At 46.3% G+C, this 20,532-nt stretch carries 22 protein-coding genes; 7 read left to right on the plus strand and 15 right to left on the minus strand.

The window, feature by feature from the left end:
* Positions 1–2 precede the first annotated feature (2 nt).
* The 8 genes from A1359_RS20250 to def form a co-directional block, all read right to left on the minus strand.
* The gene (locus A1359_RS20250) at positions 3–3,293 is read right to left on the minus strand and encodes a VanZ family protein (protein ID WP_066987766.1); all 3,291 of its coding nucleotides are present in this window, start codon (positions 3,291–3,293) and stop codon (positions 3–5) included.
* Between the two features lie 15 nt (positions 3,294–3,308).
* Positions 3,309–3,719 (minus strand): hypothetical protein, encoded by a 411-nt coding sequence (locus A1359_RS20255; protein WP_066987768.1) that lies wholly within the window; start codon positions 3,717–3,719, stop codon positions 3,309–3,311.
* A gap of 62 nt (positions 3,720–3,781) precedes the next feature.
* Positions 3,782–4,738, minus strand: coding sequence for an acetyltransferase (locus A1359_RS20260; protein ID WP_066987770.1), 957 nt, complete (start codon positions 4,736–4,738; stop codon positions 3,782–3,784).
* Between the two features lie 14 nt (positions 4,739–4,752).
* Positions 4,753–5,364: an adenylyl-sulfate kinase gene (gene cysC, locus A1359_RS20265; RefSeq protein ID WP_066987772.1), complete on the minus strand. Its 612-nt coding sequence runs from the start codon at positions 5,362–5,364 to the stop codon at positions 4,753–4,755.
* Between the two features lie 53 nt (positions 5,365–5,417).
* A complete protein-coding gene (locus A1359_RS20270) occupies positions 5,418–5,741 on the minus strand; it encodes a DUF2845 domain-containing protein (protein ID WP_066987774.1) in 324 nt (107 codons plus the stop codon).
* A gap of 9 nt (positions 5,742–5,750) precedes the next feature.
* On the minus strand, positions 5,751–6,578 hold the full coding sequence (locus A1359_RS20275; protein ID WP_066987776.1) for a quinoprotein dehydrogenase-associated SoxYZ-like carrier: 828 nt from the start codon (positions 6,576–6,578) through the stop codon (positions 5,751–5,753).
* A gap of 26 nt (positions 6,579–6,604) precedes the next feature.
* Positions 6,605–7,519 carry a quinoprotein relay system zinc metallohydrolase 2 gene (locus A1359_RS20280; protein ID WP_066987778.1) on the minus strand — a complete coding sequence of 305 codons (915 nt, stop codon included), beginning with the start codon at positions 7,517–7,519 and terminating at the stop codon, positions 6,605–6,607.
* Between the two features lie 10 nt (positions 7,520–7,529).
* Positions 7,530–8,057, minus strand: coding sequence for a peptide deformylase (def, locus tag A1359_RS20285; protein ID WP_066987780.1), 528 nt, complete (start codon positions 8,055–8,057; stop codon positions 7,530–7,532).
* A 178-nt stretch (positions 8,058–8,235) separates the two neighbouring features.
* Between def and A1359_RS20290 the strand changes: the two genes are divergently transcribed.
* On the plus strand, positions 8,236–8,580 hold the full coding sequence (locus A1359_RS20290) for a hypothetical protein (RefSeq protein ID WP_066987782.1): 345 nt from the start codon (positions 8,236–8,238) through the stop codon (positions 8,578–8,580).
* Between the two features lie 49 nt (positions 8,581–8,629).
* Here the strand turns inward: A1359_RS20290 and A1359_RS20295 are convergent, their stop codons facing one another.
* The 5 genes from A1359_RS20295 to A1359_RS20315 all read right to left on the minus strand — a co-directional run bounded on the left by A1359_RS20295 (position 8,630) and on the right by A1359_RS20315 (position 12,141).
* A complete protein-coding gene (locus A1359_RS20295; protein ID WP_066987784.1) occupies positions 8,630–8,953 on the minus strand; it encodes a HesB/IscA family protein in 324 nt (107 codons plus the stop codon).
* A gap of 11 nt (positions 8,954–8,964) precedes the next feature.
* Positions 8,965–10,071 carry a cysteine desulfurase family protein gene (locus A1359_RS20300; RefSeq protein WP_066987786.1) on the minus strand — a complete coding sequence of 369 codons (1,107 nt, stop codon included), beginning with the start codon at positions 10,069–10,071 and terminating at the stop codon, positions 8,965–8,967.
* Positions 10,072–10,087: 16 nt separating this feature from the next.
* Positions 10,088–10,573: a Fe-S cluster assembly transcriptional regulator IscR gene (iscR, locus tag A1359_RS20305; RefSeq protein ID WP_066987788.1), complete on the minus strand. Its 486-nt coding sequence runs from the start codon at positions 10,571–10,573 to the stop codon at positions 10,088–10,090.
* An 84-nt stretch (positions 10,574–10,657) separates the two neighbouring features.
* On the minus strand, positions 10,658–11,410 hold the full coding sequence (gene cysE, locus A1359_RS20310; RefSeq protein ID WP_066987790.1) for a serine O-acetyltransferase: 753 nt from the start codon (positions 11,408–11,410) through the stop codon (positions 10,658–10,660).
* Positions 11,411–11,415: 5 nt separating this feature from the next.
* Entirely contained in the window at positions 11,416–12,141 is a 726-nt protein-coding gene (locus A1359_RS20315) for an RNA methyltransferase (protein ID WP_066987793.1), read from the minus strand.
* A gap of 92 nt (positions 12,142–12,233) precedes the next feature.
* On the opposite strand from A1359_RS20315, the gene A1359_RS20320 reads away from it, so the two are divergent.
* The 3 genes from A1359_RS20320 to A1359_RS20330 all read left to right on the plus strand — a co-directional run bounded on the left by A1359_RS20320 (position 12,234) and on the right by A1359_RS20330 (position 14,989).
* Positions 12,234–13,028: an inositol monophosphatase family protein gene (locus A1359_RS20320; protein ID WP_066987795.1), complete on the plus strand. Its 795-nt coding sequence runs from the start codon at positions 12,234–12,236 to the stop codon at positions 13,026–13,028.
* Between the two features lie 97 nt (positions 13,029–13,125).
* Positions 13,126–14,034 (plus strand): NAD(P)-dependent methylenetetrahydromethanopterin dehydrogenase, encoded by a 909-nt coding sequence (locus A1359_RS20325; RefSeq protein ID WP_066987797.1) that lies wholly within the window; start codon positions 13,126–13,128, stop codon positions 14,032–14,034.
* Positions 14,035–14,083: 49 nt separating this feature from the next.
* Positions 14,084–14,989, plus strand: a complete 906-nt coding sequence (locus A1359_RS20330; RefSeq protein ID WP_066987798.1) for an NAD(P)-dependent methylenetetrahydromethanopterin dehydrogenase — start codon at positions 14,084–14,086, stop codon at positions 14,987–14,989.
* Positions 14,990–15,303: 314 nt separating this feature from the next.
* On the opposite strand, the gene A1359_RS20335 is transcribed toward A1359_RS20330, so the two are convergent.
* Positions 15,304–16,191 (minus strand): LysR family transcriptional regulator, encoded by an 888-nt coding sequence (locus A1359_RS20335; RefSeq protein WP_066987801.1) that lies wholly within the window; start codon positions 16,189–16,191, stop codon positions 15,304–15,306.
* 172 nt (positions 16,192–16,363) lie between these two features.
* Here A1359_RS20335 and A1359_RS20340 point away from each other — a divergent pair, with 172 nt between their 5' ends.
* The 3 genes from A1359_RS20340 to A1359_RS20350 all read left to right on the plus strand — a co-directional run bounded on the left by A1359_RS20340 (position 16,364) and on the right by A1359_RS20350 (position 19,580).
* On the plus strand, positions 16,364–17,170 hold the full coding sequence (locus tag A1359_RS20340) for a class I SAM-dependent methyltransferase (protein ID WP_066987803.1): 807 nt from the start codon (positions 16,364–16,366) through the stop codon (positions 17,168–17,170).
* 247 nt (positions 17,171–17,417) lie between these two features.
* Positions 17,418–18,491, plus strand: coding sequence for a class I SAM-dependent methyltransferase (locus tag A1359_RS20345; protein ID WP_066987805.1), 1,074 nt, complete (start codon positions 17,418–17,420; stop codon positions 18,489–18,491).
* A 105-nt stretch (positions 18,492–18,596) separates the two neighbouring features.
* On the plus strand, positions 18,597–19,580 hold the full coding sequence (locus A1359_RS20350; protein ID WP_232322419.1) for a hypothetical protein: 984 nt from the start codon (positions 18,597–18,599) through the stop codon (positions 19,578–19,580).
* A gap of 201 nt (positions 19,581–19,781) precedes the next feature.
* Here A1359_RS20350 and A1359_RS20355 read toward each other — a convergent pair whose 3' ends face one another.
* A complete protein-coding gene (locus A1359_RS20355) occupies positions 19,782–20,432 on the minus strand; it encodes a response regulator (protein WP_332310104.1) in 651 nt (216 codons plus the stop codon).
* Positions 20,433–20,532 lie beyond the last annotated feature (100 nt).

A 20,532-nucleotide genomic window follows, 5' to 3' on the forward strand; every position in this document is an offset into this window, starting at 1 on the left:
TGCTACTTAAATACTCTGAATGATTTATGCGGTCTTTTGCAGCCGAAAATGGCAAAAATAACTAACACGCAAAACAAAAATGTCAATCGTGGCGCGTCAAACGGACTATCGACATAACCGATAATCAAAAACCCTGTAAATGATGCCAGCAAAATCGGAGCGTAAATATCTTGCCGCAAAGATTTTATTAAGCGGTAATAGACATAAAGTATCAGCGATATAAAAGCAACTAAACCTAACCACCCCATATCAAACAATACATGTACCCATATATTGAAAATATGCCAGGGATTATGTTTCTCCGTTGAGAAATACCAGTGATCAAGGCCCGCAGAAAAATCACCGTTGCTAATTAATTTTTGACCCTTTGCATCCAGCAATTGCAGGTTATCAACTTCGACAATCACACCCGTATCACCGCCGGCATAAAGCGCCAACTGCACCGGCCTAGCCAACCAACCGCCAGCAATATCGTCTGAAACAGCGCCTACACCACCAATTTGAATGTCTTTTTCGATTTTTTGCCATTGAGCTGAAGGCACGTAGACTTCAGTAACGACGCATCTAAATGAATATTGTAAGGATTTTTCGCAAATTGGAATAGAGAGCCACACATTTTGTTGCAAACTGCGTACCTCTATGGACAGTTTTATACTCTGATGTGGTTGTAGACTTACGTATTGTCCCATAAATAAAGCATCACCTCCCTGCAAAGCCAAATATTGATTGCCCTTTTCAGACCCAATCCGATACGTCGCAGGGTGAGCATTTTCCTGATTTGACCAAAAGAATGTACGTGGAAAACTGCCCAAGCCCATACCAAACAATTGTGTTAAGACATCCCCATCCATCGCATCGACGGCCGCACTCCAATGTCGATGGCGAGTTTCACTATCTTTCCCTGCCACGCTAAGCCGATTTTTCATTAAATCACCTTCAAATACAGGTAAAGACAATGTCGCGACCACTACCAGCAATAACGCAACCAAGCCTGCTGACTGTTTGAGTTTAATCTTACTTTGGCTGGCAAAATGCACATACAACCCAATTAATAACACGAAGCAAGAGACCGACAGCCCAATTGCACCTCCACGGGAGAAAGTCATTAATAGCGCATATAAACTCAACACAAACAACAATACTCCACCAACACGTGCGGCCATAAGGTGCTTCTCAGCCAAAAATAATGTCGCCACAAAAGGCATGCTCAAGGCAAGATATGACTCGATATGTCCACCGCCATTGTGCATGCTGGCAAATAATGCATTGATTCGGTAATCAGTAGAAAAATCGAACAGTCCTGGAAACACCCAACGCTCAAAAATTGAAAATATTGCCACAGCAGCCAAACCGCTGATTAACCCGGCAGAAAAATAGCTCTGACCAGATCTTTCTCGTAAAAAGTGAATTAAATAGGGACTGAGCAGTAATCCCCAAAAAAAACCTTTTACTATCCGTAATGCGTTGTAATTACTGTAATAGTTACTAAATGAATTAGCATCAATCTCCGGCAAAGGCATTAAACCAATGACTAAACTGACCCCTAACAAAAGCAAAAACAAACCGATATAGAACATATCGGAAATTCGGAAATTTGGAAATCCACCTGACTTACCTGATGGGAGAAGCATCATCACCATCAAAGTCGACAAAACCATCAAGTCAAACTCGTCGAAGAAAAAACGTCCTGTCCAAGGCGCAAAATCCATGATGGGCAATAAAGCTGGCAACACGAATAAGCCAATTAAAGGCTTACGAACCAAGCCATAGCAATACCCGATGACGCATAGCGCCAGTAAAGCCGGCTTAAGCGGATATTGGATAATTTGATACAGAACTAATAGGCAAATGAAACCAGCAGGCAACAGCCATTTTTTTTGCACTGGGACCAAGTCGGAAGCAGAAGCGTCAGCCGCAATCGAATCGACAATTTCTTCCCGGCTTTTCAAATGAGCATGGCCTTTCAAACCTGCACGACCTGATTGACTCATCATCTTTTGAATGCTATTTAAAGCCGCATAGGTAACCGCTCCGGAAACAAATGCAATTAATACATCAGTCGGATCGACATGTTTGGCTTGTAAAAAAAGTTTGCCCGTTTCTATAATCACTGCAAACACTGCCGCTGACAGCCCTACCCAAAACCCATGGATTTTTTGCTGATCAGGACTTCTTAAACTCATGATCCAAAACAAAAATCCCACCGGCATATAAGTACCGATATTGCTTAACAAGCTCACCAACGCCACAGTTTCGGTGGTGTAATAAAAATAATAAAACGGTAAAAACTGTGTTTCATTAAGTTTTTGCTGTGCCGCAGCGATAGAAAGCCAACCACCCTCCAGCCAGCCATTAATAGCGGCTACTGCTAAAATGTAAGGTAGCAAAGCCAACCAGACAAATCGACCCAACCATGGCCGCAATGTTTGCAAATCGCGTCCGGCAAAAAAAACATAGGCCTGAACCCCAACTGCCATACCCAACATACGGGTAATAATGGAAAAACCCTGTCCGCTGCCTGAATAAATAAAAACCTGGGTCAATTCAATAAAAACGCCCAACAAAAAACCCACTACAACAGCCAGACTTTTCTTATTTGGCGTATAAGGCAACGCCGCAAAAAGCGCACCAAGAGGCACTAAAATCAAAATTTCCACCATCCATTTCACAATGCAACGAAACGGAGCTGTTCGACAAGCGTCAATATCGATGAAAAATGTATCGTGACCGCCTGCTAACTTATTATCCATTTCGCCCATTGATGTGACGAAATCGAATGGAAATAAACTCAGGAAAATATAACCCGGTAAAAAAAGCAGGATGGCTGACTTGATAGACAACCAATCTCCTTGGCCAATTTGGTTGAAATAGCCTAGGAATTTTTCCCCCATACCAAACCAGAAAACGATACCGAGCACAGTCCCTAACGTTTCAGCGATCAAGTCATTTAGCGATACGGTACGGGGCGGGAAAAACTGCTGGGCAAATTCGACACTGATTGCCGTTGCCAAGCAAAACAAGAAAACCAAAACTGTGGAAAAGACTATATATAACCAGCCTTTTTTAAGAGAAATTCGAAAGGTACCGAGCGCAAGAAAAGAGAGAGGGATATATAGCAGGATGTTGGCGATCCAGTCGGCTCTGGATTCTATGCCCAACGACAGATACTTGATATTCTTGAATCTTTCGAAGGCAATGCTGAAATCAAGAGCCTTATACTCTAATGGTACAAGGCTCCCATAAATAACAAACAAAAAACATGCAATAAAGGCAACTAAATACGTCTTCCTCATATGTTTGCTAAAAACTTAACAACCAGAACCTGCTGCTACAAAAGTGACATCCTGCTTCCTGCCAGCACTATTTACAAAATAAATACTGTCATTACTACGGCGACAATATAGCGTGACATACTCCGTCCCACCATAGTTATAAGTAAATTGATTCCCGGCATTAGTCCATGTACCTACGGGCTCAGACTTATTAGCAGGATCATTACCTCCTTTAAAATCCCACAGCTCACCTCCAACGACATGATACTCTTGACCTTCCCAGCCACTACCCGAAGCCACACAGACTGTAGCAGCTATTACTTCACTTGCAGGAACAGGCGTAGCGGTATCATTTGGATCGCAAGCAAGCTGATCTGGTTCCTGAGCAATTGCTTGCGTAAAACCACCGACTAATAACAAAGCACTAGCAAAAACTATAGTTCTCATTTAAAACTCCTAAAATAATTTGAATAATATTTCTATACAAAAAACACATAGCTATAACTTTATTAAATATACCTATTACTAATTGCTAAGATAAGTCGCTGCAATTCAATATGTTCTAGGCAATTAACACCAGCCGCCGCCTTTCTGCCGCCGCCACCAGAAAATTGCGCACAAACCTCATCCGCTCCGGTTTTGTTATTCAAAGGCGCTCTTACACTCACGGTATAGCCGCCCCCTTGGTTATGCGTCAACACCGCATGCGCTCGATCAGGATACTGATTGGCCAAATCATTACTCCAAACACCACTTACCCGACGTGCCCATTTTGCATCTGGCAGGATAAAAACTGCAACTTTATCGGTTAAATATTCGGCTGAGGTTTGGCTGGCTTGCGCCATATCGCTGTCGTATCCATCTTGTAATTTCTGGAAAACATCTGCTCGCTCGGCAATAAAATCCAGTGGCGACTCATACCCATATAGCAATCGATACAACTTGTCTGGGGCAAAATGTAAGTCTTCAACATTCGAGCCATAGCCATTGTAATTAATGTATATGCCCAACCGCCGCAACGACTCAAGTTGCTCAGTCGTTAAGCATAGGCTTTGAGCTGCATTCATCGCGCTGACTTCTAAATTATCCCCAAAAGCCGCTGTAACTGCCCATGCGCTAAAGCGGCGATTGAGATATTGATCCACCAGTAAACTGGTACAAACATTGGCATCAGTATCGATCAACGCCTGAAATTTTGCATGCACCGGTATTTCACCGGCCTGATGATGATCCACATAAAAAACATCGACTTGCCTATCGAGTAAATCCAATAAAGGCTGGCGATTTTTATCCAGAGAAATATCCAGCACAGTTACCCGATCACCAGCAGTTGCATGGACTCGGTTTAGTAAACTAATGTCACGTTTTACGCCGGTAACCAGGTTAGAATCGAGCGGCTCTGCCAAACGCAATTGCAACAAGGCACAAATACCATCCGCATCACCGTTAAACACATCAAAATTCATGACTACACCTGGATTTAAGCGACTTTTACGATGCCGCGCTCTTGCAATAAAGCCAAAACCATATTCACACACTCTTCCAGGCTATGTTTATCGGTATCAATGCTCAACTCGGGCTTTTCCGGCGCTTCGTAGGGCGAGGAAATACCGGTAAAGTGTTTGATATCACCTTGCCGGGCTTTTTTATATAAGCCCTTTACATCACGCTGCTCGCAGACAGCTAATTCGCATCTGCAATAAATTTCAATAAAATCTCCATGCGGCACCAAATTTCTTGCCAGGTTACGTTCAGATTGAAAGGGGGAAATAAAGGCTGTCAAGGCTATGGTGCCAGATTCCAGCATAAGTTTGGCCAACTCTGCAATGCGACGGATATTTTCCTGCCTATCTTGATCAGTAAAACCCAAATCGCCACACAAACCGTGGCGGACATTATCACCGTCCAGTACGTATGTTCTGCAGCCTAGCTGATATAAACGCTCTTCAACCGCATGCGCCAAAGTCGATTTACCCGCACCCGATAAGCCAGTAAACCAAAGAATGGCGGATTTATGTCCATTCTGTTGCTCACGCCTAACTCGCGTAACTGTTGCATGATGCCATACGGTATTACTGCTTTGTTTTATCATAGGAATTAATTATGAATAATTATTAAAAATGCTCGGAATCAGAACGAGGGAAATCAATGTCCATAATCCAGACTTTGAATATCCTTTAAAATGCCATTTTCAAAATATAGAAACTGTTTGAATTTTCGGCGACCAAAATTGTAAACCCATTCATCGATAACAACTTGTTCGTATTGGTCTATCTCAAGCGCACCATAGGGGTGTCGCAATCGACTGCCGCGCACTCCCATTCGTTGGTCGGCCCATTCCGGCTCACCGCATTTTTCCAACACATCCAGTTTATGATCCCCGACTTGAACTAGTTGTCGACCACAACGAAAAGCCAGCGCATCTGTCGCCACCAATAATAGGCTCAACAAAAGCACTGACTTTTTCATCTGAATCGATTATGGCGTAACCGTATACTGCTGAGAATAATGTTCGCCCGGCTTACAAACAGCGCGACTGGTTGGAGATTCACAGGAAATATCGCTAAAATTGGCCTTCAATTCACCAGGCTTATCGGGAACAAAATAAAACCGAAAGTTAGGATCTGCACTGATAGCAATATCGATTTTGGCATTTAATACTGGCTTATCATTAAAAGTGACATGCAATTGATCGATAAAATGCGACTTTCTAACGAATCGTGTCATTTGATCCATTTGCATGCCGGTAATATTGGGATGACTGATCATTAACTGGGCTTGAGTCGGTTGCCCGACTTGCATACCATCATCCAGTCGAAACTTGACTTTACCCAATCGCTTCATGGCTTCATCCAAATCAGCACCAATGGGCGCAGAACATCCGCCGCTAGCTTTAACAAATTTTTTGCTCATGGTGAATTTGCCATCGTTAGTCTCGGCAATTGCACGGATATTACTATAGGTATTAACGCGCACCCGCATGGCTAAATCGGCTTTACCGCTTTCCGGAAAGAATTCGAACTCGCCTACAAACGGAAACGGATTTTTATCCACAAACACCCAGATTTTCTTGATGTATTTATCTTGAGTCTGCGGCATTTTACTGACCACTTTTACCGGCACGATGGCAGGGTCTTCCGCCCGATACGGTGCTTCAAGTTCAATCACCGCATTGGATTCCTCAATGGTTTTACCGGCAAAAAACTGATTTTTCAAGCTGTTATTCCAGGTAATATCATCACCTTCTGCCAAGGCAATCGCTGGCAAAATCATTAACAAATAAGCGATTTTTTGCAATTTAGACATAGTCCATCTCTCCAATGTTGAAATTCTCAATCTTCCCATTCCAATTCAGCATAAGCAATTGTGATGTTTTTACGATGAAATTGTTCAAATAATTGCCAATGCTGTTTTGTCGATAAGCCGACATGGTCAACGGCATACTCCAAAGTCTTACCTTGCTTGATCATGGCTCTAATTTCACTGGCCAATTGCGTCAAATAGGCTTTTTGCGGCTGCAGGCTTACCGGCCAATCTCTCACCAATGGCCCGTGACCCGGAATGACCAGCTTGTAATGATTTTTCTCAAGACGCGCCAATTCATTCAACCAGCCTTTAATGCTGCCATCGATGACCGGAATATGTTCTAAAAACAACAGATCCGCCAACCACATGGTATTGGTTTTTTTATCATAAACACTGAGATCATTATCTGTATGTGCGGTGGGGTGTGCTGTTAAGACTAATTCTCGGTTACCCAAATTAAGCGTCATACTGTCTTTAACTGGCAAATCAGGCGGTATGATATTGCTGGCTGTGACGCGAAGATCCAAAAGCTCGTCTGCTTTGCTCAGATAGTGCGGCCCGCGCGTGGCCATGGCCCTCTCTAATTTGTGATGCCCGACAAATTGAACAGCTTTTTCTTTAAACGCACGATTACCATAGATGTGATCCGGGTGCACATGGGTATTGATGACATAACATATCGGCTTAGTAGTAGCCTTTTTAATGGCTTTGTGTAGCGCAATGCCTTGCTGAGGACTACCACCACTGTCAACCACCGCCACGCAGTCATCGCCGACAATAAAACCAATATTAGCGATTTCACCATGATTATCCCGATCCGGCCAATGATGTTCGGATACATGTACAAAAATCCCTGGCATTACTTCAGTCACTGGCAAAGCGGGCAAGGCCTGACTGGCGTGGCTGACTAAAATCCCTAATAAAACTAAAATGAAACGCATATCCTGTTCCTTAAGCTGCTATTCGTTTGAAAAATTCAGTTTCGGCAACAATATCCCGATTGGTTTCCACTCTATCCAGATACACCAAACCCTGCAAATGATCAAACTCATGCTGAAACACTCGCGCCGGAAAATCCTGCAACTGCATCTGACAGGCAACTCCCTGAGGATTTTGATAACTGACGTGTAAGGCGCGATATCGCGGCACCAAAGCTCGAATGCCCGGCACGCTCAAACAACCTTCCCAGTCTTTAATTAAGCTTTCATCCAAAATCTTATAGTGCGGATTGACCATCACAACGGGGGGCATTTCTACTGCCTGCGGATATCGTAGAGTAGGACGTGAGGCGACAATTATGATTTGCCAGGAGGCGCCTAATTGCGGGGCTGCAATGCCGACACCATTGCTTTCCAGCATGATGCTGCTCAGGGTAGCAATCAGTTGATGGAACTTGACGCAGTTAAAATCGTCAACACGACGTGCCTGTTGACGTAACGCATCGGCACCTAATTGCAAAATTTCGGTTTTTTCAGTCATGCTGGATTCTAAGTTTTTTTGCAGAAATCATATTACCGCGTAGCAGTATACTATGCTGTTTAAAGACTTACTCACCTTTACTTTAAGCAGCATTTTTGTGATAGTGCGCAAGAATATTAACCGCTATAACAAGCACTAAGCTGCTTGTATGCATCAACAACCACCACCAGGAGACATTATGAAAAAAATCCAAAAAACACCTTTTGCCTTAGCAATCAGTGCTTCTTTGTTACCTTTTGCCGCCAATGCCGTGCAAACTGACAGCAATCCATTTTCTTTGTCAGATTTGAGCTCAGGTTATATGCAAACTGCCGAAGCGGAAAAGGATGGCGCATCAAAAATGAAAGACGGTGCCTGCGGTGAAGGCAAATGCGGCGGCCAAATGATGGACAAAACCGTTGATACCAAAGCAGTCGAAGCGGTTTGCGCCGGCAAAAAGAATGCCCCAGCACCCGCACCGGCAAAACCTAGCGAAGACAAAAAAATGGAGGGTAACTGCGGCGCTAATATGAAAATGAAGTAATGTTAGCCAACACCGGTTTTAGCAAACTAAAGCCGGTGTTATTTGCCAGTTAAACGCTAAAACTTTCCCCGCAACCGCACATGCCTTTTACGTTAGGGTTGTTAAATTTAAAGGCCTCGTTAAAACCTTCTTTGGCATAATCCAGTTCAATATCTTTTAATTTATCTAAATCCGCCTGCTTAACCAGTACTTTGACATCGTGCTGATCAAACACAAGCTCATCCTCAGCCTGTTCGTCGGCATAATCCAGCACATAGGCATAACCCGAACACCCTGAAGGCTTCACTCCAAGACGTAAACCCAAACCAGAACCCCGTTTTTCCAGTTGTTTTTGAATTTGCTTTGCTGCTCTTTCTGTCACATTAATACTCATACTCACTTCTCCTAATGCCTTGCAAGCAGTGTCTTTAAGACACTGACAAATTGATCAATTTCACTTTCAGTATTATCTTTACCCAGGCTGACGCGAATCGCCGATTTTGCTAACCCTCTATCCACCCCCATAGCCGCTAAAACAGGACTAATATGCTCGGAACCGGCAGAGCAGGCTGAGCCGGTAGAAACCGCTATACCCTTCTGATCCAGCTGCATCAATAGCATTTCACCATTTACATCCGGAATACCAAACTGCAAGGTATTGGGCAATCTTTCCACCGCTTCGGCAAAAATCACCAATCCTGAAATGCCTTTTAGTTGTTGCTCTAACCGATTTCTTAGTGCAGACATCAGACTGGCACGCTGATCAAATTCAAGCCGCGCCAACTCGGCAGCTTTACCAAAACCGACAATGGCCGCCACATTTTCAGTACCTGGGCGCAACCCTTGCTCCTGCTCACCACCAAACATGATAGGTCGCAAAGGAACGCCTGCTTGTCGCACCAAAGCACCACAACCTTTGGGGCCATAAATCTTGTGGCTGGACAAACTCATCAACTGCACACCCAATTGCCTAAAACTCAAAGGAATTTTACCCAAAGCTTGAACGGCATCGGTATGCATGATGACACCTAGCCCCTTGAGTTGCTCGACAAACGCCAAGACATCCTGAATCGCTCCCATCTCGTTATTCGCCAACATCAACGAAACAAAATCACCCGCTTGAAACTTTATACCTTCAATGCCCTGCGTTAACACTTTTCCTGAGGAATCGGCAACCAGTATATTGATTTCTAAATAGCGCTCAGGTTGTTTTGAAGCATTTTCAAAAACGGCCGGATGCTCAATAGCCGAAACCCACAAACGCCTATTCTGCGCACGAGCCAACGCTAGAGCATTGGCTTCAGTACCACTACTAGTGAATAGGATTTGCGATGCAGGCGCATCGATTAAGGCTGCCACTTGCTCACGAGCACAATCCACGGCGCTTCGCGCGACCCGGCCTAACCGATATAAACTGGAAGGATTACCGTAAAGACCTTGCAAGTACGGCATCATGGCTTCTAATACACGCCCATCAATCGGTGTGGTGGCGTTGTGATCTAAATAGATCATGAGTTTTTGGCAAGATTTAAGCCGATTTTCTTTCCTGAATAGTCTTAATATCAATCACTTGTTCAACCTGCTGACTTTGTCTTTTCGCAACTTCGCTTACCATCTCTCTTTCCAGAAGCTGGCCCAGTGTGATCTGCTTCAGATACTCACGAATCTGGTCACTCAAACCCATCCATAAATCATGTGTAATACAAGGCTGATCATTATGACAATTGGACTTGCCGCCACATTTGGTGGAATCAACGGTTTCATCAACTGCTTCAATAATGTCAGCAATATTAATTTCCCGCGCGTTGCGGCTGAGAGTGTATCCACCACCCGGCCCTCTGACACCTTTAACCATCCCGGCTTTACGCAAGCGCGCGAAAAGCTGCTCCAGATAAGACAAAGAGATAGTTTGACGAGTTGCGATGTCGGTTAGTGTAATCGGATGTTTTTGACTGTGGTAAGCCAAATCCAACATCGCTGTAACTGCGTAACGCCCTTTGGTGGTGAGTCGCATATAACCCCCTTAATTAAACTTAGTGATAGTAAGGGCACTATAAATAAACCAAGTATTTTAGTCAAGTATTATGGCGCCAGCCATTCAACCTTTGTCCTTGATTTGATAATCATCCAACAGTGGACTGTTTTGCTCACCACACTGAATCCCGGCATCGTTCAATTTACGGCACATAGTTTCCAGCTGTTTATCCATTTGATGAATATGATCCAACATCAAATTGATGGCATTGGCAATCGGATCAGGCATATCGCCGGCTGCACCATAGGCATCAAAGCCAATTTTTTGCGCCATAGCGTCCCGTCTGGCTTTATCCTTTTTGCTATTAGCATCGATAATATGCGCTGGAATCCCAACCACAGTCATTCCATCCGGCACTGGTTTAACAACGACCGAGTTAGACCCCACTCGTGCGCCCTCACCGATTTCAATCGGGCCCAACACTTTGGCACCTGCACCAATCACCACCCCATTTTTCAAAGTAGGATGCCGTTTACCCTTATTCCAACTGGTACCGCCCAGAGTAACACCGTGATACAACGTACAATCGTCGCCAATCACTGCCGTTTCACCGATCACCACCCCCATACCATGATCGATAAAAAACCGTCTGCCGATTTTAGCCCCCGGATGAATTTCAATTCCGGTCAACCAACGTCCCAAAAACGAGATATAGCGTGCAGGCCAGTTAAATCCTCGTCGCCACAACCCGTGACTGCAACGATGAATCAAAACCGCATGAAACCCGGGATAGGTAGTAATCACTTCAAACGCTGATTGCGCAGCAGGATCACGTGCAAAAATGCACTGAATATCTTCTTTAATTTGGCTGAACATGTCGCTTACTTCAGGTTGTGATTTTGTGAGAAGCGCAAAATACCACGCAGTATGTCCAGCTCTTTAGTATCAAGCCAGGCGCGATTAAACACTCGCCGCAAACGCCGCATGATGGATTTCGAGCGCTCCGGTTGCAAAAAACCAATATCAGCCATGGTCTGTTGTAAATGCAGGTAAAAGCCCTCCATCTGCTCCGCAGTTGCCAAAGACTCTTCCCCGCGGTCACCGATAGAGCTTGCGTATTGCCGACCGCTGGCAACGAATAACTCATAACACACCACTTGTACTGCCGCCGCCAAATTCAAAGAACTGTACTCAGCGTTACACGGAATGCGCAGCAAATATTGGCACAAATCCAGTTCATGATTTTTTAAACCCGAGTTTTCCCGGCCAAAAACCAAGGCAATATTGGCTCCACCGGCCACATCAACCCATTTTTCCGCACATTCGCGCGCAGTCACAGAAGGCCAACTAATAGTTCTATCCCGAGCACTGGCACCCAGTACGATCTGACAATCGGCGATAGCTTCGGATAATGAGTCATGAATACTCGCTATCTTCAACACATCATCTGCTCCGGATGCACGAGCAGTGGCATCGGCATGTGGAAAATATTTTGGCGTCACTAGCCGCAATTGATTCATGCCCATGTTTTTCATGGCCCTGGCAACAGCGCCAATATTGCCGGGATGTGAGGTTTCCACCAGAACGACTTTAAAATTGGATAACAATGAGAGTTCTCAATGACTAAAAAACCGCCGATTTTAACAAAAGATTTGCTATGCTATCGGAGTTTTCTAACTGCTCATTATCAATTTGATCTATGCATCCTATGCTTAATATAGCCGTGCGCGCAGCGCGCAATGCCGGCGACCTCATTCAACGTTCCTCGCAAAATATCGAGAAACTCACCATCGACCAAAAAAGCCTTAACGACTACGCCACCGAAGTCGATCGCAAGGCAGAGCAAGAAATTATCAAAATTATCCGTGCCTCTTTTCCAGACCATGCGATTTTGGCAGAAGAAAGCGGTGAATACCCTGGAAATGATTACGTCTGGATTATCGACCCGCTGGATGGCACCACCAATTTTTTGCATGGCTTTCCGCAATATGCCGTCTCAATAGCGTTAAAGCATAAAAACAAACTTGAAGTTGGCGTCATTTATGATCCAGTGCGTGATGAACTTTTCACAGCCGAACGTGGCGGCGGCGCCATGCTGAATAACCGCCGGATTCGGGTCACCAAACAAAACAGTATGCGCGGCGCTTTGATCGGCACAGGCTTTCCGTTTAAAACCATGGAGCACATCGAGCCCTATTTAGGTATGTTCCGCGCCATTACAGCTGATACCGCAGGTATTCGCCGTGCGGGTGCCGCTGCATTGGATGTGGCTTATGTTGCCTGCGGCCGATTGGATGCTTTTTGGGAAATCGGCGTCAAAGAATGGGATATTGCGGCCGGTGTACTGATGGTTCAGGAAGCGGGCGGCGTTGCTACCGACTTTTCATTTAATGATAAATATTTGCAATCCGGCAATATCATCGTTGGCAATCCCAGAATGCATCAGTTGATGTACCATGCCATCCAGCCACATGTCACCGACAAATTAAAATAAGCCTTTAAGCTAGCATAATTTGCGACCCAGCCTAAAATTGTTAACGACTCGCCTTTTCTTTTATACTTGGCGGCTAATCAAAATTTAAGAGACGATCATGGAAAAACCTTTCATCCTACACATGCTGACTACAGCTAAAAACTTAAGCCCTTTCGATGTCAACATGGCAATGGATGCCGGCTGGATTTCAGCCGTTCCTTACATCAACGTCGAGCCCAGTGAAGTACGAGGCTTGGTGCAAGACGCTATTTTTTCTCGCAGCCCCAAAGGCTTGAAACGCACAGCGATTTTCATCGGTGGCCGCGAAACCAAACAAGCCATGGACATGCTGAAATTGGCTAAAAATTCTATGGTTCCGCCTTTTGAAGTATCCGTATTTGCCGATCCTAGCGGCGCATTTACCACCGCGGCTGGCATGGTGGCTGCCGTTGAAAAAGAACTGGCAGATAAATTCAACACCACCTTGGAAGGCAAAAATATTTTAGCTTTAGGTGGCACAGGCCCTGTTGGACAAGCTGCCGCCGTGATTGCCGCTCAAGCCGGTGCCCATGTCAGAATTATCGGCAGACAGCTGGACAAAGCCCAACGCACCGCCGAGTTGTGCAGCCAAGAATTCGGGGATGGTAAAATCTCTGTATCTGCCGGAGCCGATAGTGATAAAGCCGAATACATGCAAACTACTGACATCGTATTTGCTACCGGCGCTGCCGGCATCGAATTATTGAGTGCCGACTTAATCGCTGCGGCTCCACAACTGAAAGTAGCCGCAGATGTCAACGCCGTGCCACCCGCCGGCATTGCAGGAGTCGATGCATTTGACAGTGGCAAAGCCATTGCCGGATCAAAAAGCGGCGCCGTAGGTATTGGCGCACTGGCAATCGGCAATATTAAATATCAAGCCCAGAGCCGACTATTAAAACGCATGCTGGAAAGTGACCAAGCGCTGTACCTGCATTTTGAACACGCATTTGAAGTCGCGCGTGAATTTATTAAGTCAACTCATTAACGCCTTTTGCAAGCGCCAATGTCCGTCAACTAACGAGGTTAAGATCAAAATGCCAAAACGCAGCATACTTCACATGTTCGACCCGATGCCAAACAACAGTCCGTTTGACATCAACATGGCGCTTGATGCCGGCTTTGACGTCCTCATGCCATATTCCAATGTCAAGTTAGAAAACATCCCAAACCTGACGCAGGATGCAATTTTTTCGCGCAGTCCGAGCGGCATCAAAAAAACCGGCATTTTTATCGGTGGGCGTGACATAGGCTTGGCCATTGACATGTTGGAGGCTACCCAGCCAGCCATGGTGCCGCCGTTTGAAATATCTGTATTTGCCGACCCTAGCGGTGCCTACACCACGGCGGCGGCACTGGTTGCCTGTGTAGAAAAAGCCTTGCAACAAACCCACCACAAACAGCTAAAAGACTGCAAGGCTTTGGTATTTGGCGGCACCGGCCCCGTCGGCATTGCCACAGGTATCATTGCCTCATTACAGGGCGCAAAAACTATATTAGTTGACCACCTATCTGTCGACACCGCCAACGACGCAGCCAAACAATACAACCGCCGCTTTAATGCCAGCATGACCGGCGCCGTAGCAAAAACCGACGCTGACAAGATCGCCTTACTTGCAGATGCCGATATTGTATTTTGTACAGCTAAAGCCGGGATTCGGGTGTTAAACGCTACTGTATTGGCACAAACTCAACAATTAAAAGTGGCTGGCGATGTTAACGCAGTACCTCCGGCCGGCATTGAAGGTATCGAGTCTAACGACATGGCAACGCCTATGATACATGCCTCTCAAGCACAAAACGCCGTTGGCGTGGGCGCGCTGGCCGTGGGGAATGTGAAATATAAATTACAGCATGAATTGTTAAAATCCATGTTGGCTAGTGAAAAACCGGTGTTTATCGACTTCAGGGAAGCTTTCAGTAAAGCACAAAAGCTGGTTTGAGCTTAACAATAGCGGATTAGCAAACTTCTTCAGCTAATCTACCCTCACTTCCTATAAATCGTCATTTCGGCAGGGAATGCCGAAATCCAGACTGCATGGATAGCGCTATGCTTGCCATGCATGGTACTGGATGCCCGCCTCCCGGCGAGCATGACGAACTTCTTGGGTATAGCTAAAGATACTTACTAATCAGGTAACAATTTGCCCAATTATTGCTGGGCAAATATCGCTGGACATGCAAAGTTAAAGGGAGAAGCTTTGATCGACACATCCCCTTCAAATCAAATGCCGATAATCACAACAAGCCGGCACAGCTAGTTTTTCCTGGGCTTTCGACCTTCCAGCAAGTCAATTTCCTTAGTCAGAAATTCGACCATGCGATCTCGAAAGATACGAACTCTTGCAGTTGTGCGTAAATCGACATGACTGAGAACCCAAACGTCACACCCGGACTCTTCATGCTCTAAAGGCACTCGCACCAACTCAGCCGCCTCATCGGCCAAGGAACAGGGCAGTAAAGCCAATCCCAGGCCTTCTCTGCACATTTCAAACATCGCTACGCTGGAATTTGTCCGGTAAGCCCGCTTGAGTTTGGGAAAGTTTTTTTTGATCCAACCCGGCATGGTGACCCCGTCACCTATCCAGGTAATACAGGACGGCGTTTCTGACGCAAGATTCTGCAATAATTCCTGACGGCCATAAACATGATAGGCAAGCCGGCAGATGCGTTTGCCCACCACATTCGGCGGTGGCTCGATAATGGCTTGAATTGCAATGTCGGCTTCCCTGCCCGCCAGATTTAACACTTCTTCAGCAGCGATCAACTCAAAATCGACATCGGGATGGCCTCGTTTGAAATCGCGGATTACCGGCAGCACAAAACGTTTGAAGCAAACATCGGAAGCCGTCACTTTGATTAACCCCGAAACGTCCTCGGAGTCACTCTCGATTTTTCGATGAATGGCATTGGCTTGGTTGGCCATTTCTTCGGCAAGCATGACGATCTTTTCCCCGGCAGGCGTGATTACCCAGCCTTTCGCAGTGCGGTCGAATAAGGCTTTCCCCAATTGGTGTTCCAGCTGAGCAATTCGACGGCTCACTGTTGATTGATTAACGCCGAGTCGCGAACCTGCTTCCGTCACATTTCCCGTTCGAACGACTTCGACGAAATAACGTAGATCGTCCCAGTTTAGATCATGCATATTTGCAAACACCTCATGCCAATTTCGACGTTAATTATGCATTTTAATGACTAACCATATCGCTTACAATGTTTAGACAGGTTTAAACACCCAGAAATGCCAATCCATTCAACATAATGCTTGGTCAGTTGTTAAGGTTGGCAGTCATTCAAACTTAATCTAAGGTGACGCTATGGCTGGCTATGTAGACGATGTCGTTATTCCGTATGATCGCGATCTTGGGCCGGTACTATTCGAGCACTACGGTGCCGATACCGCAAGACGCGTCGCCGAACAATCGCCGATGGATGTACTGGAAATTGCCGCCGGCACCGGCATCGTGACTCGGCATTTGCGTAATTTACTTTCTAAACAAGCTCGCCTGACTGCGATCGACATCAGCGATTCCATGATGGATCTCGCTCGCTCAAAGTTTCTTCCCGATGAACAAGTCACATTCCAAAACGTCGATGCTACCGCGCTGCCATTCGATGATGAAGCCTTCGATGCTGTGGTCTGCCAATTCGGCATCATGTTTTTCGACCGGGACAAGGGCTTTCGTGAGGTTTACCGAACCTTGAAGCCGGGCGGCCGTTACTTGTTCCGCGTCTGGGACTCTGAACGCTACAACCCGTTTGCCAGCTTGAGCTTCGAAGTCCTCAAGCAATACTTTCCATCCGACACCCCTCAGTTTCTATTCGACCCGGTGTCCTGCCATCAAATCGATCCGCTCAAGGAACAGTTGATCCACATCGGCTTTGATCCTGTAGTCATTTCCGTGCAACGTCACGAATACAATATTCTCGATGTGACGGCGTTTGCGCGAGCTTTGGTATACACGCCGGTGATCTTCGAAATCAGGGATCGCGGCGGCGTTGATCCAGAGGAAATCGTCAAAGAACTGGCAGCGGCATTCAAAAAAGAGTTTGGCGCCAGCCCGATGCGCTATCCGATGCAAGCGATATTGTTTGAGACGGAAAAGCCCTTGCTTCGAAGCTAAGGACATGGTCATAAATAACTTTCCAGAATTCGATTTGTTCCGAATCACGCGTTTACGGCGCCCCTCTTTTTCAAAGGGAGAAGTTATTTGTAACGAAATCCTAACACTAATCGAAACTGCACATAGGATTCGAAAAGGAATGCCTAATAAACAGTATAAATAGGTATTTAATCTTTGCGGCACCCCCGCAATCCCACTATTAGCAAAAGATTTCTGGCAAAGATCTTACCAACAGGAAGCACAAGAAATGGCAATACGCTTAACAGATATTAACGAGAGCAAACTGGAACAGTTGCAGGGAAAAGTGATGGGTGATGTAGCCGGCTCTTTGGGCTTGCTGATAGCCTATATAGGCGACAAACTTGACCTTTATAGCGCTTTGGCTGAAATCAGTCCTGCAACCAGTCAGGAACTGGCCGATAGCACCGGAATGGATGAACGCTATCTTCGGGAGTGGCTGTCTGCCAATGCGGCGGCCGGGTATGTGAATTACGATCCAACTGCCGGCAAATTTTCATTGTCGCCCGAGCAAGCCGTCATTTTTGCTGCCGAAGGTCATCCGGCTTGCATGCAAGGCTTCTTCCAGGCAGTCATGTCTGCTTATGTCGATGAACCCAAACTGACTGAAGTTTTCCGCTCCGGTAAAGGCCTGCCCTGGAGCGATCATAGTCCTTGTTTGTTCTGCGGTACCGAACGCTTCTTCCGGCCCATGTATGCGATGAATCTGGTCGATGCATGGATACCGTCGCTTGAGGGCGTCCGGGAAAAACTGCAAGCTGGCGCCAAAGTTGCCGATATCGGCTGCGGGCATGGATCTTCCACTATCCTGATGGCCAAGGCATTCCCTAACTCGACCTTTCATGGCTTTGATTTTCACGAGCCATCGATTGAACACGCACGTGAGCGGGCTAGAGCCGAAGGCGTCGCCAGCAATACGATTTTCGAAGTCGTGACAGCGAAAGAATATCCCGGAAAAAACTACGATCTTGTCACGATGTTCGATGCGCTGCACGACATGGGTGATCCCGTTGGTGCAGCCAAGCATATTGCAAACACCTTGTCTGACAGTGGGACATTTATGCTGGTCGAGCCCTTTGCAGGCGATAAGCTGGAAGAAAACCTGCATCCTTTGGGCCAGATTTATTATTCCTTTTCCACGATGGTCTGCGTACCCGCCTCCAAGTCTCAGGAGGTCGGTCTTGGCTTAGGCGCTCAGGCCGGCCAAAAAAGGCTCACCGAAGTGCTCAATGCAGGAGGCTTCAGCCAAGTAAGGCGCGCGGCAACGACACCAACCAATTTAGTGCTTGAGGCAAAACTTTAGATGTCTGCCGATAGCACAGGATCGAAACCCCATAAGGTTTATCGCAATAAGTTTGCTGGCTCTGTGGCACTAGTACTCATGTTGGGGCACGGAGCTGCTAACGCGATGCCCGGCATGGACATGCCTGATAGCGGGAGTGCTAAAGCGATTCCACCAATATCGAAGAGCATGGGCGAGCCGCTCAACTCAGCAGGTTCGGACTTCGAAATCACTTACAGCGCCGATGGCAAAACCGCCATCTTCACCTCGACCCGCCCGGGCAGCATAGAATCACCCGGCCCCTACAACTTCGACATCTGGATGTCCCGTTATGTGAATGGAGCCTGGCAGACTCCCGTTCATTTGGGACCGGACATCGACCCTTCTGCGGGACCGAACATTAACACAGCGGCCTGGGAGCTGGAGGCCAGCCTTTCCGATGACGGCAATGCCATTTACTTCACCAGGTACGAGCCCGGCAATCTGTCTACCGGCGACCTCTATGTCACTCAGAAAGTTAATGGCGTCTGGCAGCCAGCCAAAAATTGGAACGACGTGCCGGGGCTGCCGCACCTCAATACACCGACCGGCGAGGAGCACTGCCCGATCATCGCCTCCGACAGCCTGATTTACTTCAGCTACCAGCAACCGGGAGTCACGCAGGACAGCGACATCTGGAAGGTTGAGAAAAAGGACGGCATCTGGCAGAAACCGCAGAGCCTGGGTCAAAGAATCAATTCGCCGCACCGCGACCATCTGCACTGGACCGGACTGTCAAAGGATGGCAAGAGCATCATCGTGACCAGCACACGGCCCGATCTCGGTTCGCGAGGCGGACATGACGAGTGGATCGCCTATCAGAATCCCAAGGGCGAATGGCAGGAGCCATTAAACCTTGGTGATACCATCAATACCGCTGGCGAAGACATGTGCTGGGCATTCACGCCTGATGGCAAGAAATTCACTGGCGGCTGGGGACAACCAGGCACCTACGACCTCGACATCAGGTGGGTCAATAAGGATGATATTCCCCTGCTGAAGCACTTCGAGCCGATCGGCCCACCGCCCAACTTACTTGCCAAAAACAAGGCAAGAAGCAACAGCAATTAGCTACAAAAAACACTTTTACAATTGGGAGTTCTGGCCTAAAACAGGCCGGAACTTGTGACTGTTTTAGGTTTAATTGCTGCCTTCAATTAGGCCAACGCGATGACAGTATAGAGACGAGAATTGCCTGACAATGCATTAAAACCAAGCAAATTCAGATACCAGGTCTATGGTATTTGAATACTAAATTTCGAATGTCCATATTTAAAACGTATCAAAAAAATTATACTTCGCCGCCAAGCGGGTTAACTCTACGTCGTTTTTTATTTTCAATTTAGCATACAAGCGATAGCGATAAGTATTGACGGTTTTATCGCTAATCGTCAAAGCTTCGGCAATCTCCTGAATGCCCTTACTTTTTAAAATCATCTGTGCCACTTCGGACTCACGTTGTGACAAATTCAAAAATGGAGAGGCTTCATCAGTTGCTATAGATTCAAACGCCAAATTACTGGCTACATCCTTGCATAAATAACGCGTACCAGACATAACCGTCCTGATAGCTTCCACCATTTCACTTAAGGGCGAAGCTTTGGATACAAAGCCTTCTACCCCCAACTTCAACAATTGCTGAGGTATTGGGCCGCCATTATGTACAGAAAGCCCAATCACTTTAACCGTCGGAAAGCCTTGCAAAATCCGCCGGCAAGCCTCAAAGCCTCCCATGCCGGGCATATTCACATCCATTAGAACCACATCTGGCAAGTCTATCGCTATCAATTGCAAAGCCTTTTCTCCGCAATCACAAACCGCGACCACATCAAGGCCCTCAACTGAATTCAACAAGGCTTCGATCCCACTCCTTACCAATTCATGATCATCAACCAGCATAACCTTAACCATAATTTCATCCATACATATTCTCAATGTGAGTTTCCCAAATTTAACTCAATTAAGCAATATCTAGCCTGCGCTGAGACTTATTTATTAAAAAATCTTATCGTTAAAATTCTCA

This window comes from Methylomonas lenta (genome assembly GCF_001644015.1).
GTDB classification, from domain to species: domain Bacteria; phylum Pseudomonadota; class Gammaproteobacteria; order Methylococcales; family Methylomonadaceae; genus Methylomonas; species Methylomonas lenta.

Coding starts and splice junctions, on each gene's coding strand:
- def (WP_066987780.1), bottom strand. CDS start 8,057: ATGACTGAAAAAACCGAAATTTTGCAATTAGGTGCCGATGCGTTACGT.
- A1359_RS20250 (WP_066987766.1), bottom strand. CDS start 3,293: ATGAGGAAGACGTATTTAGTTGCCTTTATTGCATGTTTTTTGTTTGTT.
- A1359_RS20320 (WP_066987795.1), top strand. CDS start 12,234: ATGCATCCTATGCTTAATATAGCCGTGCGCGCAGCGCGCAATGCCGGC.
- A1359_RS20345 (WP_066987805.1), top strand. CDS start 17,418: ATGGCAATACGCTTAACAGATATTAACGAGAGCAAACTGGAACAGTTG.
- A1359_RS20260 (WP_066987770.1), bottom strand. CDS start 4,738: ATGAATTTTGATGTGTTTAACGGTGATGCGGATGGTATTTGTGCCTTG.
- A1359_RS20300 (WP_066987786.1), bottom strand. CDS start 10,071: ATGATCTATTTAGATCACAACGCCACCACACCGATTGATGGGCGTGTA.
- cysC (WP_066987772.1), bottom strand. CDS start 5,364: ATGATAAAACAAAGCAGTAATACCGTATGGCATCATGCAACAGTTACG.
- A1359_RS20295 (WP_066987784.1), bottom strand. CDS start 8,953: ATGAGTATTAATGTGACAGAAAGAGCAGCAAAGCAAATTCAAAAACAA.
- A1359_RS20350 (WP_232322419.1), top strand. CDS start 18,597: ATGCCCGGCATGGACATGCCTGATAGCGGGAGTGCTAAAGCGATTCCA.
- cysE (WP_066987790.1), bottom strand. CDS start 11,410: ATGTTCAGCCAAATTAAAGAAGATATTCAGTGCATTTTTGCACGTGAT.
- A1359_RS20270 (WP_066987774.1), bottom strand. CDS start 5,741: ATGAAAAAGTCAGTGCTTTTGTTGAGCCTATTATTGGTGGCGACAGAT.
- A1359_RS20290 (WP_066987782.1), top strand. CDS start 8,236: ATGAAAAAAATCCAAAAAACACCTTTTGCCTTAGCAATCAGTGCTTCT.
- A1359_RS20255 (WP_066987768.1), bottom strand. CDS start 3,719: ATGAGAACTATAGTTTTTGCTAGTGCTTTGTTATTAGTCGGTGGTTTT.
- A1359_RS20340 (WP_066987803.1), top strand. CDS start 16,364: ATGGCTGGCTATGTAGACGATGTCGTTATTCCGTATGATCGCGATCTT.
- A1359_RS20355 (WP_332310104.1), bottom strand. CDS start 20,432: ATGGATGAAATTATGGTTAAGGTTATGCTGGTTGATGATCATGAATTG.
- A1359_RS20280 (WP_066987778.1), bottom strand. CDS start 7,519: ATGCGTTTCATTTTAGTTTTATTAGGGATTTTAGTCAGCCACGCCAGT.
- A1359_RS20335 (WP_066987801.1), bottom strand. CDS start 16,191: ATGCATGATCTAAACTGGGACGATCTACGTTATTTCGTCGAAGTCGTT.
- A1359_RS20325 (WP_066987797.1), top strand. CDS start 13,126: ATGGAAAAACCTTTCATCCTACACATGCTGACTACAGCTAAAAACTTA.
- A1359_RS20330 (WP_066987798.1), top strand. CDS start 14,084: ATGCCAAAACGCAGCATACTTCACATGTTCGACCCGATGCCAAACAAC.
- A1359_RS20275 (WP_066987776.1), bottom strand. CDS start 6,578: ATGTCTAAATTGCAAAAAATCGCTTATTTGTTAATGATTTTGCCAGCG.
- iscR (WP_066987788.1), bottom strand. CDS start 10,573: ATGCGACTCACCACCAAAGGGCGTTACGCAGTTACAGCGATGTTGGAT.